General features: G+C 61.4%; 18 protein-coding genes and 1 tRNA gene. 10 read left to right on the forward strand and 9 right to left on the reverse strand.

Annotated elements, in window-relative coordinates; all coding sequences use genetic code 11:
- Positions 1 to 347: 347 nt before the first annotated feature.
- Complete coding sequence (locus tag J2W46_RS17960; RefSeq protein WP_128594027.1) at positions 348 to 1361, forward strand: D-2-hydroxyacid dehydrogenase family protein; 1014 nt, start codon at positions 348 to 350, stop codon at positions 1359 to 1361.
- On the opposite strand, the gene J2W46_RS17965 is transcribed toward J2W46_RS17960, so the two are convergent.
- Together J2W46_RS17965 and J2W46_RS17970 are read right to left on the reverse strand one after the other, a co-directional pair.
- Positions 1358 to 2221, reverse strand: coding sequence for a patatin-like phospholipase family protein (locus J2W46_RS17965; protein ID WP_310355336.1), 864 nt, complete (start codon positions 2219 to 2221; stop codon positions 1358 to 1360). The two genes, J2W46_RS17960 and J2W46_RS17965, sit on opposite strands and share 4 nt — an antisense overlap.
- Positions 2222 to 2254: 33 nt before the next feature.
- On the reverse strand, positions 2255 to 2659 hold the full coding sequence (locus tag J2W46_RS17970; protein WP_020067285.1) for a PaaI family thioesterase: 405 nt from the start codon (positions 2657 to 2659) through the stop codon (positions 2255 to 2257).
- Between the two features lie 200 nt (positions 2660 to 2859).
- On the opposite strand from J2W46_RS17970, the gene J2W46_RS17975 reads away from it, so the two are divergent.
- The 6 genes from J2W46_RS17975 (at position 2860) to J2W46_RS18000 (ending at position 9097) form a co-directional block, all read left to right on the forward strand.
- Positions 2860 to 2935: transfer RNA gene (locus tag J2W46_RS17975), tRNA-Lys, on the forward strand.
- 365 nt (positions 2936 to 3300) lie between these two features.
- On the forward strand, positions 3301 to 5514 hold the full coding sequence (locus tag J2W46_RS17980) for a TonB-dependent receptor (protein ID WP_131315954.1): 2214 nt from the start codon (positions 3301 to 3303) through the stop codon (positions 5512 to 5514).
- A gap of 93 nt (positions 5515 to 5607) precedes the next feature.
- Positions 5608 to 6294 (forward strand): Fe2+-dependent dioxygenase, encoded by a 687-nt coding sequence (locus J2W46_RS17985; protein ID WP_110405274.1) that lies wholly within the window; start codon positions 5608 to 5610, stop codon positions 6292 to 6294.
- Between the two features lie 286 nt (positions 6295 to 6580).
- On the forward strand, positions 6581 to 7234 hold the full coding sequence (locus J2W46_RS17990; RefSeq protein ID WP_020067321.1) for a peroxiredoxin: 654 nt from the start codon (positions 6581 to 6583) through the stop codon (positions 7232 to 7234).
- Positions 7235 to 7311: 77 nt separating this feature from the next.
- Positions 7312 to 8382, forward strand: coding sequence for an MBL fold metallo-hydrolase (locus J2W46_RS17995; RefSeq protein WP_088176137.1), 1071 nt, complete (start codon positions 7312 to 7314; stop codon positions 8380 to 8382).
- Between the two features lie 127 nt (positions 8383 to 8509).
- On the forward strand, positions 8510 to 9097 hold the full coding sequence (locus J2W46_RS18000; protein WP_204522622.1) for a LysE family translocator: 588 nt from the start codon (positions 8510 to 8512) through the stop codon (positions 9095 to 9097).
- Positions 9098 to 9115: 18 nt separating this feature from the next.
- Here the strand turns inward: J2W46_RS18000 and J2W46_RS18005 are convergent, their stop codons facing one another.
- The 6 genes from J2W46_RS18005 to cadR form a co-directional block, all read right to left on the reverse strand.
- Positions 9116 to 9961, reverse strand: coding sequence for an AraC family transcriptional regulator (locus J2W46_RS18005; protein WP_204522621.1), 846 nt, complete (start codon positions 9959 to 9961; stop codon positions 9116 to 9118).
- A 131-nt stretch (positions 9962 to 10092) separates the two neighbouring features.
- On the reverse strand, positions 10093 to 10887 hold the full coding sequence (locus J2W46_RS18010; RefSeq protein ID WP_088176074.1) for an ABC transporter substrate-binding protein: 795 nt from the start codon (positions 10885 to 10887) through the stop codon (positions 10093 to 10095).
- A 120-nt stretch (positions 10888 to 11007) separates the two neighbouring features.
- Entirely contained in the window at positions 11008 to 12162 is a 1155-nt protein-coding gene (locus tag J2W46_RS18015) for a pyridoxal phosphate-dependent aminotransferase (protein WP_020067326.1), read from the reverse strand.
- 401 nt (positions 12163 to 12563) lie between these two features.
- Positions 12564 to 13967 carry an ATP-dependent RNA helicase DbpA gene (gene dbpA / locus J2W46_RS18020; RefSeq protein WP_204522620.1) on the reverse strand — a complete coding sequence of 468 codons (1404 nt, stop codon included), beginning with the start codon at positions 13965 to 13967 and terminating at the stop codon, positions 12564 to 12566.
- Between the two features lie 35 nt (positions 13968 to 14002).
- Positions 14003 to 14203, reverse strand: coding sequence for a hypothetical protein (locus J2W46_RS18025; protein WP_020067328.1), 201 nt, complete (start codon positions 14201 to 14203; stop codon positions 14003 to 14005).
- 44 nt (positions 14204 to 14247) lie between these two features.
- Entirely contained in the window at positions 14248 to 14679 is a 432-nt protein-coding gene (cadR, locus tag J2W46_RS18030; protein ID WP_020067329.1) for a Cd(II)/Pb(II)-responsive transcriptional regulator, read from the reverse strand.
- Between cadR and J2W46_RS18035 the strand changes: the two genes are divergently transcribed.
- Positions 14630 to 17059 (forward strand): heavy metal translocating P-type ATPase, encoded by a 2430-nt coding sequence (locus J2W46_RS18035; protein ID WP_374726846.1) that lies wholly within the window; start codon positions 14630 to 14632, stop codon positions 17057 to 17059. The genes cadR and J2W46_RS18035 overlap by 50 nt on opposite strands.
- A 30-nt stretch (positions 17060 to 17089) precedes the next feature.
- On the opposite strand, the gene J2W46_RS18040 is transcribed toward J2W46_RS18035, so the two are convergent.
- Positions 17090 to 18151 (reverse strand): helix-turn-helix domain-containing protein, encoded by a 1062-nt coding sequence (locus J2W46_RS18040; RefSeq protein ID WP_310355338.1) that lies wholly within the window; start codon positions 18149 to 18151, stop codon positions 17090 to 17092.
- A gap of 343 nt (positions 18152 to 18494) precedes the next feature.
- On the opposite strand from J2W46_RS18040, the gene adh reads away from it, so the two are divergent.
- Together adh and J2W46_RS18050 are read left to right on the forward strand one after the other, a co-directional pair.
- On the forward strand, positions 18495 to 20015 hold the full coding sequence (adh, locus tag J2W46_RS18045; protein WP_310065954.1) for an aldehyde dehydrogenase: 1521 nt from the start codon (positions 18495 to 18497) through the stop codon (positions 20013 to 20015).
- A gap of 70 nt (positions 20016 to 20085) precedes the next feature.
- A complete protein-coding gene (locus J2W46_RS18050; RefSeq protein WP_310355339.1) occupies positions 20086 to 20481 on the forward strand; it encodes a DUF779 domain-containing protein in 396 nt (131 codons plus the stop codon).

Here is a 20481-nt window from a genome sequence, read left to right on the forward strand (position 1 = left end):
AGGAAAACGGTACAAGCCCGGCGATGCTGCATGCGAGAGGCATTTAATTGGTTGCGCCAGTTCTACGAACCGACGCGCAATTGCGCAGGTCATCACGGGCTTCAACACAGTCTGTTGGGCCGATACGCGCTGGACAGGCGATGCAACCGTCTGTAAAGCGGCTTGCCTCAACACGCAACAAACTGTTAAAAACGATGTGAATCGGCCTTGCCGTCACGCTGTCGTTCTATGCGGCAGCTTCTACGGTAAGGCAATCAGCCAGACCGCCATGTGACCTGGGTCACATGATGGGACAGTCAGCATAACATTCCGTTCCGCACCAACGTGGTGCGACGCAGACACATACCATGAAGATTGCCATCCTCGACGATTATCAGGACGCCGTTCGCAAGCTCGACTGCTTTCAATTGCTGGCCGACCATGAGGTCAAAGTTTTCAATAACACCGTCCGCGGACTCGGCCAACTGGCGAGCCGTCTCTCGGAGGTCGACGCGCTTGTCCTGATTCGGGAACGCACTCGCATCAGCTCACAACTCCTCGATAAACTGCCCCGTTTGCGCATGATCAGTCAGACGGGCAAGGTGTCCAATCACATCGATCTCGCGGCTTGTACGGAGCGCGGCATCGCCGTGCTGGAAGGCAGCGGCTCACCGATCGCGCCCGCGGAACTCACGTGGGCTCTCATCATGGCGGCGCAGCGGCGCATTCCGCAATACGTGGCGAACCTTAAGCAAGGAGCCTGGCAGCAGTCGGGGCTGAAGACGTCAGCACTGCCGCCGAATTTTGGATTGGGCCAGGTGTTGCGCGGTCAGACGCTGGGCATCTGGGGTTACGGCAAGATCGGGCGGCTCGTTGCCGGCTACGGCAAGGCGTTCGGCATGAACGTATTGATCTGGGGCCGCGAGCATTCGCGTGAAGCCGCTCGCGAGGATGGGTATGGCGTGGCCGAGAGCCGCGAAGCGCTGTTCGAGCAGAGCGACGTGCTGTCGCTGCATCTTCGTTTGCACGACGACACGCGCGGCATCGTCAAGCAGGAAGACCTGATGCGCATGAAGCCGACTGCGTTGCTCGTGAACACGAGCCGCGCCGAACTGCTCGACGAGAACGCGCTGGTCAATGCGCTTTCGCACAACCGTCCGGGCATGGTCGCAATCGACGTGTATGAAAGCGAGCCGATTCTGCAGGGCTACAGCCTGCTGCGCATGGAAAACGTGATCTGCACGCCGCACATCGGCTATGTCGAGCGCGAGAGCTATGAGCTTTACTTCAGCGCGGCGTTCAGGAACATCCTGGCTTTCGACGCCGGCGATACCGCCAGCGTGGCAAATCCCGAAGCATTGCAGGGCGGACGCCGGCGTTAAGCGGCGATTTCCAGCAGATCGGGCATGCGTTGGAGAAACATCTCGCCGTCAGCGCGGCCGAGGTTGTATGCATGCACCATCTGCGAAGGACTCGTGTAGTCCCAGCTCGAAATGGGCACTTTGCGCGAGGGCTGCACGTAAAGCCGTTGTTGCGCGCCGTGAGGCACGACGAACATCTGCGGCCGCGGATAGAGACGCGTGACCATTACGAGTACGTTGCCGGGCGCGTCGGCGTCGAGCGCGCCGACGGGCACGTTGTCGACCATGCCGCCGTCGAGCACCGGGCGGCCATTGCGCCGCAAGACCGGCGTGAAAGGCGGCGTGCTCGACGACTGGAGGATCAGGTCCGCCAGATCTTCGACAGTCGCGCAATCTTGCGCGCGCACGAATTCCGGATGAAAACCAAGCGTCTGACCGAGCGTAGGGTGCAGCGTCTTGCGTACGTACTTTTCGATGTTGTACGCGATCAGGCCGGCCGCCACCGCGCTGCGCGCGCCCAGCCAGCGCGGCAGATGCGAAACGCCGATGCGAATTTCCGGCGCTTGCGCGAGCGATGAAAACTTCTCACCGTAAATGTCGAGCAGCGCCTGACGGTAGATGCGGTAGTGCGGAAAGACCGACTCGCCGCGCAGCAGGTTGCCCCAATAGGCGTTGCGTGAATTGTGACGTAGCGCGTCTTCGTAGTAGCGCATGACCCACTGTGAGTCGCGCGTGTAGAGCATGCACGCGGTCGCGGCGCCAGCGGAAATGCCGGCGATCACGCGTGGACGGATGCGCAATTCCGGTTGCACGACGTCCCAGAAACCCGCCTGCCACCAGCAACGATTGCCGCCGCCCGCGAACACAACCTGGTCGAACATCTCGATTTCCTCTAATGCTGTCTGGCGCGCGGTTTATGCGAGCAACGCGTAGGTCGTGGTTGCGTGAACGGCCATGTTGCCGGTCTCGTCCAGCAGCTCGACTTCGCCGAACACGAGATTGCGGCCGAGACGCAGCACGCGGGCCGTGATCAGCACGTCGCCGTTGCGTACAGCACGCATGAAGCTGATGTTGAGCGACACGGTTGTCATCGGCTTGAAGCCGCCGAGCGCGGCTGAAATGGCGACGATCATCGCCGTGTCGGCCGCCGCCATGAACACCTGCCCGCAGATGACGCCGCCTGAATGGCGCAGCTCGCCTGAAAAAGGCAGGCGAAGCGTTGCGCTGTCCGCGTCGACCTTCACGGGAGTCAGCGTCAGCGAACGGACCCAAGGCGCGAGGACGCGGTCGAGCAATTCGGTGATCTCTTTGTCATCCATGGCAATTCCCCGTTGAAAGCCGCGCTGCGCAGAAGCGGCGAGTGTCCGCGACATGATACCGGGACGCCGAAGGCGGCGCGTTCTCGCGGGCGCCCGTTTTGGCGAGCGACGACTCTATTGGAACGAAGCGGTATTTTTAAGAAATCTGCTAAAGGGGGCTTGGCAATGGGTGGAACATGCTGCATAATTTCGCTTCTGTTGGGGCGTTAGCTCAGTTGGTAGAGCAGCGGACTCTTAATCCGTAGGTCGAGTGTTCGAGTCACTCACGCCCCACCAAAGAATTTGAAAGGCCGGTTAGCGAAAGCTAACCGGCCTTTTTCGTTTGCTGAGGCGCGCCGGAGAGACCGCGGCAGCGCCTCGCACTTGCTCCGCCCAAAGCTCGGAAAGCACGCCTTCTCCCGACCAGCCCTCCTCATCGCATCCGCCGCGCCCGACGCCGCAACCCCAATTCGCCCGCACAGAAATTTCCAATGCGTAACGAATTATTGCGAACTATTATCATCCGTGTAATGATACTGATTCTCATTTGAGAACAAGACGATGGGTCCATCACCTTCCGGGGCAGGCAGACCGCCTGCCGGTGCCGCACGGGCGCTGGCATCCGTCGAATCAGAAAAATAGCGACAACGACAGGGTTATCGATGTTCCGAAACACGCCTCTCGCGGCGGCCGTTCTGGTCGCGTTCGCGACGCCGCTCTACGCTCAATCGACCGCAACGCCCGCGACCGGCGCCCAACCGGGATCGCCCGCCTCTGCGCCGAGCGTAAGCGCGGAAAGCGCCACATTGCCCACCGTCAAGGTGACCGGCCAAAACAGTCGATCCGCGGACTTCGCGCCTGACGTCTCCAGCGTCGGCGCAAAAGTGCCGACCGCGCTGCGCGACATTCCGCAAGCCGCGGTCGTGGTGCCGAAGGCCGTGCTGCAATCGCAGGCCGCAAGTTCGTTCACCGACGCGCTACGCAATGTGCCAGGCATCACGATCGGTGCCGCTGAAGGCGGGCAGATCGGCAACAACATCAACCTGCGCGGCTTTTCGGCGCGCACCGACATCTACCTCGACGGCTTCCGCGATCGTGGCCAGTACTATCGCGACACGTTCAACCTCGAATCGATCGACGTGCTGTACGGCCCGTCGTCCCTGTACTTCGGGCGCGGCTCGACGGGCGGCGTCATCAATCAGGTCAGCAAGCAACCGACCCTCAAGCCCCGCGCCGATGTCTCCCTGCAGGCCGGCACGCACGACCGCTACCGCACGACGGTCGACCTGGACACGCCGATCACATCGACATCCGCATTCCGGATCAACGCGTTCGGCCAAAGCCTGGGCTCGTCGCGCGACGTGATGAAGAGCAAGGACTACGGCGTCGCACCCGAAGTGAAATTCGGCATCGGCACGCCCACGGAAATCACGCTGTCCGCGCTGATCCAGCACAACCGCGATCAGCCCGACTACGGCATTCCGGCGCTCAACGGTCATCCCGCGCCGGTGAATCGCGGCACGTTCTACGGCTTCACCGACGACCGCACGATCCAGGACGTGCAGACGCTGAACGCCCGCATCGAACACCGCTTCAACGACAACCTCAAACTGCGCAACCAGACCCAGTTCAGCCACTACAGCACGGAAGCGCGCGCGACGAACGCGGCGTCGGTGCTGACAGGTCCGCTGCCTACCTCGACGGCGTTGACCAACGGCAACTACACGACGATCGATCCGTCGCGACTGTTCGTGAAGCTGCAAGGCAAGGACCGCAACATCAACGATCACTCGGTCTACAACTCGACAGACGTCGAGGCCAAGTTCAACACCGGCTTCATCAAGCACGATGTCGTCGCGGGCGTCGATCTGAGCCACGAGACGTACAGCAATCAGAGTTTCGCCACCACTACGCCGGGCCTGCCGTCGAACACGATCGCTATCGTGCCGCTCGTCGACCCGACTTATACGACGCGCCCGTCGAACGCGAAAACCGTCGCGACGAACCTTGCGGAGTCGAGCGCGAACGGCGTCGGCATCTACGCGAACGACACGGTGTCCATCGGCGAACATTGGAAGATCGTGGGCGGCCTTCGCTGGGACCGCTACGAAGCGTCGATTCATAACTCCATCAATGCGCCTTCATACGCCACGCAAACAAACTACTTCACGAGCGTTCGCGGCGGCGTGATCTGGCAGCCGGCCGATTGGCAGTCTTACTACGTGTCGTACGGTACGTCGTTTAATCCGTCGCTCGAAGCGCTCACGCTCACGAACAACACGCAGAGCCTGCCGCCCGAGCACAACAAGTCATATGAGGTCGGCGCGAAGTGGGATCTGCTGGGCGGCGGCCTGTCCGTCACCCAATCGCTCTTCAACATCGAGAAGACAAACGCGCGCACGCTGAATGCCGACGGCAGTTACACGCTCGACGGCGACGTCCGAGTGCGTGGCTATCAGCTTGGCCTCGCGGGCCACATCACCGACAAGTGGCAAGTGTTCGGCGGCTACACGTACATGGACGCGACGATCCTGAAGGCGCTAGACGGCACGACCGGCAAGACGCCAGCGAACACGCCGCGCAACATGCTGACGCTGTGGACGACGTATGCGTTCACTCCGCATTGGGAAATCGGCGGCGGCCCGATCTACACATCGTCGCGTTATGCCGCGAACAACAACTTCGTGAAAGTCGGCGGCTACACGCGTTGGGATGCAATGGCCGCGTATCACGCGAAAAAGTACGACGTCCAGTTCAACGTGCTGAATCTCACGGACAAGAACTATTACGACGCGCTGATTCCGTCGGACGGCGGACGCGCGGTGCCAGGCAACGGCCGCACATTCCTCGCGACGTTAAACTACCGGTTCTTCTGATCGCCGGAACGAGCGACCAACGTCACTCACGCCGCGCGCTTTCCCGCTCCGTCAGGCAGCGGAAAGCGCGCGGTTTCGCAGGAAAGTCCAACCATGATTGTCTCGATACCTGACGTATTCAGCCCCGCCGACGCCGCCGCCATGCGCGCGCATCTCGAAGCGTCGACGGACGCGTGGGTGGACGGCCGCGCGACGGCCGGCTATCAGGGCGCGCCAGTCAAGCGTAACCAGCAGATCGCGGAAGGCTCGCCAATTGCGCTGGAAATGGGCGACCGGATCATCGCGGCGCTCGAGCGGCACCCTCTCTTTATCAGCGCAGTGCTGCCGAACAAGGTCTATCCGCCGCTGTTCAACCGCTATGAAGGCGGTATGCATTTCGGCAGCCACGTGGACGGCGCCATTCGTCTCGTGCCCGGCAGCGGCGCGCGCGTACGCACGGACGTATCGGTCACGCTCTTCCTCACGCCTCCCGACGAATACGACGGCGGGGAACTGCTGATCGAAGACACCTTCGGCGTCCAGGAAGTGAAGTTGCCCGCCGGTCATGCGATCGTTTATCCCGGCACCAGTCTGCACCAGGTGCGGCCCGTCACGCGCGGCGCGCGGGTGTCGAGCTTCTTCTGGGCGCAAAGCCTCGTGCGCGACGATACGCAGCGCGCGATGCTGTTCGACATGGACGGCGCAATCCAGCGTCTGAACGCGTCGAACGCGGACGATGCCGCGCGTCGCACGCTCGTCGGCTGTTATCACAACCTGCTGCGCATGTGGAGCGATACGTAAAGTCGTACTAAACGGGCGGATTTGTCCTGCAAGCTGGCTAGAGCGGCGCGCATTTTTGTCCTACGCTTTAAGCGCGACGCGTAGCGCATCGGTATTTCGGCTTCGCAGTATCCAGCGAAAAATTCTGCATTCGCTGCGTTCGCATGGTCCTCCCGCGCAAATACAGTCCAACCGGCAGGAGGCAGATGTGAGACAAGCAATTGCCTGATGGAACGGTCAGGCAGCCCGGGGACCGCCTCCTCGACGAGCGGCATCGGTGCCCGGCGCACCCTCATGGAGGAAGACGATGTCGATTCGACTTGGAGAAGAAGCCCCCGATTTCACTGCCGAAACCACCGAAGGCACGATTCATTTCCACGAATGGATCGGCGACCATTGGGTGATTCTGTTTTCGCATCCAAAGGATTTCACGCCCGTATGCACCACTGAGCTAGGCTATCTGGCCGGCCTCAAACCCGAGTTCGACAAACGCAATACGAAGATCATCGGGCTAAGTGTCGACCCCGTCAGCGATCACCAGAACTGGGTGAAGGATATCGAAGAGACGCAGGGCCACGCGGTCAACTACCCGCTGATCGGCGATGCGGACCTGAATGTCGCGAAGCTCTATGACATGATCCACCCGAACGCGAGCGGCGGCACGCGCACCGCAGTCGACAACGCAACGGTACGCTCGGTGTTCATCATCGGACCGGACAAGAAGGTCAAGGCGATGCTGGTGTATCCAATGAGCGCAGGGCGCAACTTCGACGAAGTACTGCGTCTGCTCGATTCGCTGCAGCTCAACGCGAAGCATACGGTGGCGACACCCGTGAACTGGAAGCCCGGAGAGGATGTGATCATTCCGACATCCGTCTCGAACGATGATGCAATGAAGAAGTACCCCGAAGGATTCAAGACCGTAAAGCCTTATCTGCGGTTCGTCACACAGCCGCAGTAACATTGCCGTGCAATGAACCGGGCGCATTGCATGCGCCCGGTCTTTTTCGACGACGCGGGCCACGGAGCAAAATCGTGTTGATCTTCCGGCAGCTATTCGACCAGCAATCGTCGACGTACACCTATCTTCTTGCCGACAGCGCAACGCGCGAGGCCATTCTCATCGATCCGGTTTTCGAGCAGGTGCGCCGCGATACCGCGCTTATCGAGGAACTCGGGTTGCGTCTGCTATACACGATCGACACACACGTGCACGCCGATCACGTGACGGGCGCGTGGCTACTCAAACGGCGCACAGGTAGCCAGATTGCGATATCGGCTGCGAGCGGCGCGCAAGGCGCCGACCGCTATCTGAACCATGGCGAGCAATGCGTGTTCGGCTCGCGCCATCTCGAAGTTCGCGCAACGCCCGGTCACACAAATGGCTGCATCAGCCTCGCGCTCGACGACGGCAGCATGATGTTCACCGGCGATTGCCTGTTGATAAGAGGCACGGGCCGCACCGACTTCCAGCACGGCGACGCGCACGCAATGTTCCGCTCAGTTCAGAACCAGATATTCATTCAGCCGGACACGTGCCTGCTTTACCCTGCCCACGACTATCGCGGCTTGACGGTCACGAGTGTCGGTGAAGAGCGGCGTTTCAATCCGCGCCTCGGCGGTGAGCTATGCGAAGACGATTTTGTCGGATACGTGACGAACCTGCGTCTGCCGCATCCGAAGCAGATCGACATTGCGGTGCCGGCGAACCTCAAATGCGGCGTTGCGACGAACGACCCGACGCAGACCGCCGAACCGGAGTGGGCGCCGCTCGCCTACACCTTTGCAGGTATCTGGGAAATCAGTCCGCAATGGCTCGAGGACAATCTCCGCTCTGTGCAGATCGTCGACGTGCGCGAGCCGGATGAATTCAACGGACCACTCGGCCGCATTCCCGCGGCCCAGCTTATTTCCCTTGGCGATCTTGCCGCGCGTGCGAGTGAGCTCAAGAGAGAACGTCCGATCGTTGCGGTGTGCCGTGCGGGCGGCCGCTCTGCGCAAGCCACGGTAATACTGCGGCAAGCAGGATTCAACGACGTTGCGAATCTCGCCGGCGGCATGCTGCGTTGGCGCGCCGAAGGCCGCGTCGTCGAAAACGCCGCGATGTAGCCGTCAGAAAGGCCACGAACCAGCGAATTGAGCGCCGCGCAAAAGCAATTTCCTTCAATACACCTTGCCTCGCCGCCGATACCGTGAAGCCGCGTCAATCCCGCGCATTCACGTATCGAGGCACCCGATGTCCGCTTTGCTTTCCATGGCCGCGTTCGCGCTGGCTTCGTCCATTTCGCCTGGGCCCGTCAATGTCGTCGCGTTGAGCGCCGGCGCACAGCACGGATTCGCCGCGAGCCTGCGCCACGTCAGCGGCGCGACCGTCGGCTTCACGTTGCTGCTTCTGCTCATCGGCTTGGGACTGCATGAACTGCTCGTGCATTTCCCCAATCTCATTAACGTCGTCAAATGGGCCGGGGTCGCGTTTCTGCTGTACATGGCCTGCAAACTGGCGCTCGACGACGGCCATCTCGGCGCCGACAAGCTCTCACGCGGGCCGTCGTTCGCCTATGGCGCGGCGCTGCAATGGCTCAATCCGAAAGCATGGCTCGCTTCGCTGGCGGGCATGGGCGCGTATGCAGCCGAAGGCGATGGTGCACTCGTCTGGCAGTTCACCGCGATCTATTTCGTGATCTGCTATGTATCTATTGCCAGTTGGGCTTTTGCCGGTACTTTCTTGCGCAAGTACTTGCAGGCGCCAAAGCGAGTCAGGCTATTCAATCGGGTCCTCGCCGCGTTGCTCGCCGCGAGCGCGCTTTACCTGCTTGCGACGTAACGCGCCGGACAAGCGGCCTCAACTGCGATATTGCCCCGGCGTCGCGGCGACGAGCCGCTTGAAAGTGCGCTGCAGATGCGCCTGATCGGCGAAGCCTGCATCGAGCGCGACGTCTGCGATCAGACGGCCGCGCTTCAGCTGCGAACGGCTGTATTGAATCCGGCGATTGATCAGATACGCGTGCGGCGTCATGCCGTAGCGCTGCTTGAATGCGCGGATCAGATGCGATGCCGACAAGCCCGCCGCGTTGCAGATGTCCTCCAGTTTCAGCGAACTTCTGCAGTTTTCAGCGATAAATTCCGCCGCTCGCGCAAGCTGCCGGCTCGCATCGTCGTCGGAAAGAGGTGCGGGGTTTAAGCGGTGTTGTACTTCGGAGAAAAACGCAATTGCTGCGCTTTGCTTGCGCAGCAGATCCGTCTTTGCGTCGACGAGAATCGCATGCAGCCCGTTCAGTGCATTGAACAGCGCCGCATCTGTCGTCATGATTTGCGAGAACGCACGAAACGCGTGGTTCTCACTGAAGCCCAGTTCGTGCTGCAGGCCAGTGAGCCAGGCAACGTCGACGTGAAGCATGCGATACGACCAGCACTCGTCTGCAACGGGATTGCACGCGTGAACGTCGTCGGGATTCATCAGGACAACCGCACCCGCGCCAGTCCATTCGCGCGCGTGGCGGTTCACGTACAGGCTGCGTCCGCCTGTGACCGCGCCGATGGAGAACGTTTCATGAGAGTGTCTGGCGTAGCAGATCTCGCGGCCGTCCTCGATGGAACGCGCCTCGATGTGCGGCAACGCCGCGCTACGCCAGAAACGCGGCTCGCTGGCGCGCTTCGCGTGACTGATCGCCTCTGTCGTTCCGCTCATTCGTGCGCCTCCGGCTTTTACGTGGACCTCGCAAAAGCAGCAGCCGCAGCGAGGCCACTTATCGTAGCCGTCAAACGTTCAGTCAACAAGCGGACTCAGACGCTAGCCAGCCTGGCGTGAGCCGTAAGCCGTTACTTCGCCGAGATGTCGATATCGCCCAGGTATTTCGCCGCGAGCGTTTTGACGGTGCCGTCGGCCTGCACCTTTGCAATCGCCGCGTTCAGCCGCTCGCGCAGCGCCGTATCGCCTTTTCGGATGCCGTATGCGATACCGCTGCCCAGAATCTTGTCGTCACGCACCGGCTGACCGACGAACGCGTAGTCCTTGCCGTTGGGCTTCGACAGAAAACCGGTTTGTCCTGCGGGCGCCAGCACGAGCGTTGCGTCGAGACGTCCCGCGACGAGGTCCGTGTACACCTGGTTCTGATCCTGATACGGGACGACGGTAACGCCAGCCGGTTCCCAATGCGCCTTCGCGAACGTCTCCTGAATCGACGCCTGCAACACTCCCACGCGCTTGCCTTTCAACGCTTCGGGCGTGGGCAGCAGGCTGCTGTCGCGCTTTGCGATCAATTGCGTCGGCACGCGATAGACAACCGTGGTGAAATCGATCGTCTGGCGGCGCTGGTCCGTTGCGTTCATCGCCGAATTGATCGCGTCGAATTTGCGGCCTTGCAGCGCCGGAATCAAACCGTCGAACGACGTCTCGACCCACTTGCACGTCATATGCGCAGCGACGCACACAGCATTGCCGACGTCGATATCGAGACCTTGCAATTCGCCGTTAGGACCTTTGGATTCGAACGGCGGATACTGCGCTTCGAGCCCGAAACGCAGCGTCGATGTATCGGCGGCAACGGCAGCAGACGAGGCCGCCACCGATGCGAATGCGCAGGCCAGCGCCAAAAGAGGCTTGAGCAGTTTCATAGCAGGTCCCTTCTCTTCAGTTTCGTTGTAGTGCAAGCACGCTTCGTGTGGATGTAATACGGCGCGACGATCATACTGCGTTCAAAATACACCGCCGGCGCGGCCGACGTGAAGGCAGTTTCAGATCTCGCACAAACGGCGCGCGCCTTCAATCAGCGTAGCGTCGTCTTTCGAAAAGCTCAGGCGAATCAGGCCCGAATCGGTGCCGTCGCTGTAGAACGCGGACAGCGGAATCGTCGCGACGCGCGCATCGCGAATCAGGCGCAACACGAAATCGCTGTCGCTCTCATCGGAGAATCCGCGAAAACGCGCGAGCATAAAGAAGCTGCCCTCGCTCGGCAACAACTCGAAGCGCGATTCGGAAAGCGCATGCGCGAGCAGATCGCGCTTTTGCTGATAAAACGCGGACAAGCCGAGGTAACTCTCGCGATTGGACAAGGCGTCCACAAAGGCGTACTGCATCGGTGTATCGGCGGAAAACACCATGAACTGATGCACTTTGCGGATCTCGTTCATCAGCTCGGCGGGCGCGAGGCAATAGCCTACGCGCCAGCCGGTGACGTGATACGACTTGCCAAACGACGACACGATGACGCTACGTTCCGCCAATTCACTATGGCACGCCATGCTCTGATGTTTAGCGCCGTCGAACACCACGTGTTCGTAGACCTCGTCGGCGAGAATCACAATGTCCGTGTTGCGCGTGATCGCTTTCAATCGCGCGACGTCGGCTTCGCTGAACACGGTAGCGGTCGGATTGTGCGGCGTGTTGATGATGATCATGCGAGTCTTCGGCGTGATCGCGGCGGCGACCTCGTCCCAGTTCACACGAAAATCGCTCAGCGACAATTTGATCGGCACGGGCGTCGCGCCTTGCAGCCGAACGATCGGACCATAGCTGTCAAACGAAGGCTCGAAGTAAATCACTTCGTCGCCTGGGTGCACCAACGCACTGATCGTCGAATAAAGGCCTTCGCTCGCGCTCGCGATCACCGTCACTTCGCTCGTCGGGTCGTAGCGCACGCCGTAGAGCGTTTGCACTTTGTCGGCGAGCGCTTCGCGTAACGCCGCGATGCCGGCCATCGGCGCGTATTGGTTATGGCCGTCGCGCATAGCCTGCGCGACGCCGTCTACCAGCTTCGCGTCCGGCGCGAAGTTCGGCGCGCCCTGCGACAGGTTCAGCGCATCGTGTTGTGCGGCCAGTTGACCGATTACTGTGAAGATTGTCGTGCCAACATCAGGCAATTTCGAGCGGGCTTGCGTAGCGCTCTGCATAAGGCTTCTCCCTGTCTCCATCCGGCGGCGGACTGGCGGGCGCGGATCGCGCGGCCGAACAATCCAGTCGAGTGCCGGTTGAGTGATTAGGCATCAGCCAAAGAACCGTCACAATCGAAACTTTGTCATGCGCGGCATGCGTTTATGTCATGGCATGCGCGAGGGCGCGCGAGCTCTTGGAAACGGCCGCACAGGATGTTCGACGGGAGAAAGACCCACCTGCGGCCGAAGACGAACGTCCTGGAGGTATGACCGGAGGTGATGCACTAGCAGTCGCGGGCACAGCGTAGAAAGCGGCCAGCGTGACGCAGGGCTCGGGCCGATGCGCCGCAGCAATGGTAGCGGCGAGAGCGCTCAGCAAAGGTTTGCCGACGCGCCGCCCTCGCCACTTCGCCGCCGAATCAGGCGTCGTCCATCAAGCGAACCTTGACCTTCTTGCCCTTCACCTTGCCCGCGCTCAGCTTGCGCACGGCGTCACGCGCCACGCTGCGTTCGACCGCTACATACGTCGACATCTCGGTCACGTTGATCTTGCCGATCTGCGAGCCGGCGAAGCCCGCCTCGCCGGTCAGCGCGCCGAGAACGTCGCCGGGGCGAATTTTTTCCTTGCGGCCGCCGAGAATCTGCAGCGTTTCCATCGGCGGCAATAGCGGCTCGTTGCTGGCCGCGGTCAGTTCAGACAGCTTATGCCATTCGACTTCGCGTTTTTGCGCGTGCTCGAGACTGCCGACACGCCCCATCTCGTTCATGCTCGCAAGGCTCAGCGCCCAGCCCTCCTGATCGGCGCGTCCCGTGCGGCCAATACGATGCACATGCACTTCCGGATCGGGCGTCACGTCTACGTTGATTACTGCCTCCAGTTGCGCGATGTCGAGGCCACGCGCAGCGACGTCGGTTGCGACGAGCACCGAGCAGCTGCGGTTTGCAAACTGGATCAGCACCTGATCGCGTTCGCGCTGATCGAGTTCGCCATGCAGCGCGAGCGCATGAAAACCCTGGGCGCGCAAAACGTCCAGCAGATCGCGGCATTGCTGCTTGGTGTTGCAGAACGCCAGCGTGCTCACCGGACGATAGTGGTTCAGCAACAGGCCGACGGCATGCAGACGTTCGTCTTCGGTCACTTCGTAGAAGCGTTGACGGATCTTCGTATTGTCGTGCCGTTCGGCGAGCTTCACTTCCTTCGGATTTCGCAGGAATTGCTGACTGAGCTTGACGATGCCCTCAGGGTAGGTCGCCGAGAACAGCAGCGTCTGCCGCTCTTTCGGGCATTGCTTGACGACTGTTGCGATGTCGTCGAAGAAACCCATGTCGAGCATGCGGTCCGCTTCGTCCAGCACGAGTGTATTCAGCGACTGCAAAGGCAGGCTGCCGCGCTCGAGGTGATCCATGATCCGGCCCGGCGTGCCGACGACGATATGCGCGCCGTGTTCGAGGCTCGCGGTTTGCGGACGCATTGGCGTGCCACCGCACAATGTCAGCACCTTGATGTTTTCTTCCGCGCGCGCGAGACGGCGAATCTCCTGCGTGACCTGATCGGCGAGTTCGCGCGTCGGACATAGCACCATGGCCTGTACGGCGAAGTTGCGCACATCCAGACGCGCGAGCAGCGCCAGTGAAAACGCCGCGGTCTTGCCGCTGCCGGTTTTCGCCTGCGCGATCAGATCGTGGCCGGCGAGCGCGATCGGCAAGCTCGCGGCCTGGATCGGCGTCATCTCGACGTAGCCGAGTTGCGTGAGATTCGCGAGCGCGGCGGGCGGCAGTGGCAACTCACTAAACGGAGCGCCGGCGGTGGTGGGACTATTCATAGATGGTGACTCGTTATCGGCTTGAGGCCTGGGAACTATTCGGCGACGGGGCCGGGAAAGGGACGGCCTTCCATCTGCTCGTACAGCACCGAGCCGTCGTCCCCTTCGAAGCGCTCGACATAATTGCGCGCGCCGCACATCGGGCAGCGGAATAGCAGACCCTGTCCCTCGTTCTTGATGACGACGTCTGACTGATCCCACTGTGCGCCGCAGGACTGATTTCTACATGTGAACACGTTGCTTCTCCAACTGGATTCGATTATTGACTCGACTGGACGCATTACCCGAGATGGGTGTGCCGCGCACGCGGCGCGCTCACGTCCATGTCGCTGAGACCTTGAACGATGCCGCAGTCTTCTACGGCCTGTTCGCCGTGGCATTGCTCACGCAGCGTGCGCAGTTGCGCCTTGAGTTGCTGCAGTTCGTCGATGCGCGTATCGACGTGGGCAATATGCTCGTCGATCAGATCATTGATGCCGCCGCAGCCGTGACCCGGCGCGTCGGTGAGACGCAGCAGCGCGCGGATTTCGTCGTGAGTCATGTCGAGCGCGCGGCAGTTGCGAATGAAGCGCAGCCGCTCGACATGCTTCGCGGTATAGCTGCGGTAATTGGCCTCCGTGCGCTCCGCTTCGGGCAATAGCCCTTCCTTCTCGTAGAAACGGATGGTTTCGGTCGTGCAATGGGCGATTTTCGCCAATTCGCCGATTTTCATGGACCCTCCCGAGACCGGCCTTGACCTTGTAGTGGCTTCAAGGTGTTTACTAGACCACAAATCGAACGAGGAAGCCACCATGCCGCACGCTCACGAGGCACATGCCGAAACTGCCACACAGCACGACGCCTGCGCCCATAACCACGAAAAGCATCGACATGATCATGCGAGTGGAGGCTGTTGCGGCGCCTCGGCCCATGCCCCCGCGCAGTTGGAGGCACAGTTGCGGCCGTCCGAAGCGATTGGCGACGACGTGCGCACCGCGATCCGCATCATGCAAATGGATTGCCCGACCGAAGAAGCGCTGATCCGCAAGAAATTCAGTCGCATGCCGGACGTGCGCAGCATGGAGTTCAATCTCATGCAGCGCGTACTGACCGTCGTGCACGCGCACGGCGCGCTCGACTCGATTCTCGCCGCGCTTCGTTCGCTCGACTTCACGCCGGAAATCGCGGCTCCGGATTCACCGTCTTCGCAGCAAGACGCTAAACAGCGCACTCAACCCGCCGCGCCTCCACAGCCGAAGCCTTGGTGGCCGCTTGCTTTCGCGGGCGTCGCTGCGGCAGCTTCAGAGGCCGCGGGCTGGCTCGGCGCGCCCGCCTGGATGGCAGCAAGCCTCGCGCTCATCGCGATCGCTTCCTGCGGCCTGACAACGTACCGCAAGGGCTGGCTCGCCATTCGCCACGGCAACCTGAACATCAACGCACTGATGAGCATTGCGGTGACCGGCGCATTGATCCTGCGCCAATGGCCTGAAGCGGCGATGGTGATGGTGCTCTTCACCGTCGCCGAACTGATCGAAGCGAAGTCGCTCGACCGCGCCCGTAATGCAATCCAGGGGCTGATGCAACTCACGCCCGAACAGGCGAGTGTGCAGCAACCGGACGGCACGTGGCGCCTCACCGATATCAACGCGATCGCGACGGACGCCCTGGTTCGCGTGAAGCCGGGCGAGCGGATTGCGCTCGACGGAGAGATCGTTGCAGGGCGTTCTAGCGTGGATCAGGCGCCCATCACGGGAGAAAGTCTGCCGGCGGACAAGACCGTCGGAGATGCCGTGTTCGCAGGCACCGTCAACCAGACCGGCTCGTTCGACTACCGCGTGACCGCGGGGGCCAGCAACACGACGCTTGCGCGCATCATTCACGCCGTTGAGGCAGCGCAAGGCACTAAAGCGCCCACACAACGTTTCGTCGATCAGTTCGCGCGCGTCTACACGCCATGTGTGTTCGCCGTTGCGCTACTGGTGGCGCTCGTGCCGCCGCTCTTTTTCGACGGATTGTGGCAAGCGTGGATCTACAAGGCGCTGGTAATGCTGGTGATCGCGTGTCCGTGCGCGCTCGTGATTTCCACGCCGGTAACGATTGTCAGCGGTCTGGCCGCAGCCGCGCGCAAGGGCATTCTCATCAAGGGCGGCACTTTCCTGGAGCAAGGGCGCAAGCTGACCCGCATGGCATTCGATAAAACCGGCACGATCACGCACGGCAAACCGGTGCAAACCGATTTCGCGATGCTCGCCGATGCCGATGCCGACGCCGCACGTTGCCGCACGCTTGCCGCGAGTCTTGCGGCGCGCTCGGATCATCCTGTGTCGATGGCAATTGCGGCGGCGGCAAGGAACGACGGCGTGGGTAACGTCACTGTCGATTCGTTCGAAGCGCTTCCGGGGCGCGGCGTGCGCGGCGAGATAAACCGCTTGACGTACTGGCTGGGCAATCATCGGCTCGCGGAAGAACTCGGGCGGTGCTCGCCTTCACTTGAAGCGCGGCTCGGCGCGCTCGAACGTCAAGGCAAGACGGTGGTGTTGTTGAGCGACGCCGAACGCGTCCTCGCGCTCTTTGCCGTGGCGGATACGGTAAAGGAGACAAGCTCCGCCGCTATCGCCGAGTTGCACCGCGTGGGCGTCGTCACGGCCATGCTCACCGGCGACAACCCGCATACCGCTGCCGCAATCGCAGAGCAAGTGGGTGTCGACGAAGCGCGCGGCAATCAGTTGCCGCAAGACAAACTGGATGCGATCGCGCAGTGGTCGGCCGAGGGCGCGAAAATAGGCATGGTGGGCGACGGTATAAACGACGCACCCGCGCTTGCACGCGCCGACATTGGCTTTGCGATGGGCGCGATGGGAACCGGCACGGCCATCGAAACCGCCGATGTCGCGTTGATGGACGACGACCTGCGCAAGATCCCGCTCTTCATCCGCCTCTCTAAAGCGACGCATGGCGTGCTGGTGCAGAACATCGCGCTCGCGCTCGGCATCAAGAGCGTGTTCCTGGTGTTGACCGTGATGGGTCTCGGCACCATGTGGATGGCAGTGTTCGCCGATGTCGGCGCGAGTCTGCTCGTAGTGGCCAACGGCCTGCGCTTGCTGCGCAAATAGCGACGCGCAACGCGTCACGCTGTGAGGCAACTAGTGCGCAGATGAACGGCTGCTCGCGACGGATTGAGCGCCAATCGCAGCCTTCAATGTGTCCGAGGGCCGCATGCCGAAGAGCTTGCGGTAATCGGTTGCAAACTGGCTCATATGCCAGAAGCCCCAAGCGGCCGCGACGTCCTGCACCGAGCGGCAGTCTCGCGACGCATTGCACAGATCGCGGCGCGCGCCGTTCAGGCGGATTGATCGCACATAGGTTGCCGGCGCCATGCCGAGCACATCCTGAAAGCAGTATTGCAGCGTACGCCGGCTCACATGCAGACGTTCGCAAAGCTCCGGCACACCGACCGCGCGATCGCGATTCGCGAGCACATAGTCGCGCGCGTCAGAGACGATCGACTGACGGCGCGCACGCGCCGGCATTGCCGTCGGTTTAGAAGAAGCCGGCAAAGCGCCCGCGTCGAACAATTCCGCCAGCACCGACGCCTGCAAGTTCTCCCGCGCAGCCGACGACAACGGCGCAGCGCTCGCCGCACCAGGTGCGAGAAGCTCGCGCAGCAAAGCGCACATCCGCTCCTTGCGGGCCATGCCGACCGTGACGACTTCGGTTTCCGGCATTGGCTCGACAAGACTCACGCGCTCCACGTCCGCCGCGTAGCGACGCAACATCTCTCCCTTCACGACCACACCGAAAATCTCGTAGCCTGCCGACGTCAGCAGTTCGAACTCGACGCCGCCCGGACGAAAGGCGAGCGCGTCGCCGCCGATGATTTGCGCGTCGATGCGGCCGGAGCCCGCGCGGCACGTCGGAATACCGAACCAGTACGCGTCTTTCTGCACTTCGCAGGTTTGCCTCAAGGTGTGACTCGTTGTTTCAACAAACACCTGCATGTGATCGAGGCACAACTCCGTCAAGCCGCCAACAAAGCTTCCCGCCGTCAACTGGTCGTACGTCTGGTGCCAGCCATGGAGATTGCGGGCCTGCTCGTCTGCGTCGTGGGCGACACGGGTCTGCACGCAAAAGCTTGGCTGCGGCACGAGCGTGGAGCTTGCGCACGCGACGCTCGCCGGGTTGCTGCTGAGGGTTCCGATCGTCATGGCGAATCCGCGCAATGGAGTATCGAAGAGAAAAAACAAGGCAAGTCCCATGCCGATCGCACGCGCCTGCTTACTGCAGTGACTGGCTCGGCACGCGCCGCGCCGCTGTTCAATTCGTGAACAGCAACAACCGCGTTGATCAGAAACGACGCGCCGCCCTCCGTCGACTGGAGGCCAAAACACGCGCCCCGGTGCGCCGGTGCCTGCTGCGCGTGCACGTCTCACCAGCCGGGTGCATTGGCATAGATCTGGCTCTACGGTGACGCGGCCGACTTCAACGGATTGCAACCGAGCGCAACGTCGCGCCGGCTATTGCCCATTCAGACATGTGAGGAGCACACAGATGAATCACGCGGAGATGCAGTTTCTGACGACCGAATTCCCCTTCAAGAAGCAATATGCGAACTTTATCGGCGGCGAATGGGTGAAGCCCGCAGGGGGCGAATACTTCGACAACGTATCGCCGATAACAGGCGAGCCGTTCACCTCGATCCCACGTTCGCGCGAGGCCGACGTCGAACTCGCGCTCGACGCAGCGCACCGCGCTAAAGCGGCTTGGGGCAAAACCTCGACGACCGATCGCGCGAACATTCTGAACCGCATTGCGGACCGGATGGAAGCGAATTTGCAGCGTCTCGCCGTTGCTGAAACGATCGACAACGGCAAGCCGCTGCGCGAAACAATGGCCGCCGATATTCCGCTTGCCATCGACCATTTCCGCTATTTCGCGGGCGCGGTGCGCGCCCAGGAAGGCTCGATCTCCGAGATCGACGACGACACCGTTGCATATCACTTCCACGAACCGCTCGGCGTGGTGGGTCAGATCATTCCGTGGAATTTCCCGATCCTCATGGCCGTGTGGAAACTCGCGCCCGCGCTCGCGGCCGGCAACTGTGTCGTGCTCAAGCCGGCAGAGCAAACGCCCGCGTCGATTCTCGTACTGGTGGAACTGATTCAGGACCTGCTGCCCGCCGGCGTGCTGAATGTGGTGAACGGCTTCGGTCTGGAAGCGGGCAAGCCGCTGGCTTCGAGCAAGCGCATCGCGAAGATCGCCTTTACCGGTGAGACTACGACCGGCCGCCTCATCATGCAGTACGCGAGTCAGAACATCATTCCTGTGACGCTCGAACTCGGAGGCAAGAGCCCCAACATTTTCTTCGCCGACGTGATGAATCAGGACGACAGCTACTTCGACAAGGCGCTCGAAGGCTTCGCGATGTTTGCGCTTAATCAGGGCGAAGTATGTACGTGTCCGTCGCGTGTGCTGATCGACGAAAAGATCTACGACAGTTTCATGGAGCGAGCATTGAAGCGCGTCGCGGCGATCACGCAAGGTCACCCGCTCGACACGCGGACGATGATCGGTGCGCAGGCTTCGCAGGAACAGCTGGAGAAGATTTTGTCGTATGTGGATCTCGGCAAGCAGGAGGGCGCCGAGTGCCTGATTGGCGGCGAGCGCAACACGTTGAGCGGCGAGTTGAGCAAAGGCTATTACGTAAAGCCGACCGTGTTTCGCGGTCACAACAAAATGCGCATCTTCCAGGAAGAGATCTTTGGGCCGGTTGTTTCAGTGACCACGTTCAAGACCGAAGACGAAGCACTCGAGATCGCCAACGATACGCTTTACGGTTTGGGCGCCGGTGTATGGACTCGCGACGGCACGCGCGCTTATCGCTTTGGCCGACAGATCCAGGCGGGCCGGGTGTGGACCAATTGCTATCACGCGTATCCGGCGCACGCGGCGTTTGGCGGCTACAAGCAATCGGGCATCGGCCGGGAAAATCACAAGATGATGCTCGACCACTATCAGCAAACCAAGAACCTCCTCGTCAGCTATAGCGAGAAGCCGCTCGGTTTCTTCTAAGCGTTCGCGGCGAAGTGTTGATTGCAGAGCGAGCCGCATTGTGCGGCTCGCTGTGTTTAGCGAGGGTACGATGACCGACCGAAAAGAAGTAGCGCGCGTAATTGCAACTCCTGCCGCTATCCAGTTGATCGACTCGTTGCGCGCGGAACATGGCGAGGTGCTGTTTCACCAATCCGGCGGATGCTGTGACGGCAGCGCACCTATGCTGTTTCCGCAGAGCGAATTCATGGTCGGTTCGTCCGACGTGAAACTCGGCACCCTGGCAGGCGTGCCGTTTTACATGAGCGATTCGCAGTTCGAGTACTGGCAGCACACGCAGTTGATTATCGATGTGGTGCCGGGCAACGGTGGCATGTTCTCGCTGGAACGGCCAAGCGGTCTGCGCTTTCTGACGCGCTCGCGCTTGTTCGACGACGACGAGAATGCGTGGCTCGAAGCGCATCCCGTACAGCGTGTCGATGCGTGA

Source organism: Paraburkholderia strydomiana, from assembly GCF_031456815.1.
Lineage (GTDB): Bacteria > Pseudomonadota > Gammaproteobacteria > Burkholderiales > Burkholderiaceae > Paraburkholderia > Paraburkholderia caledonica.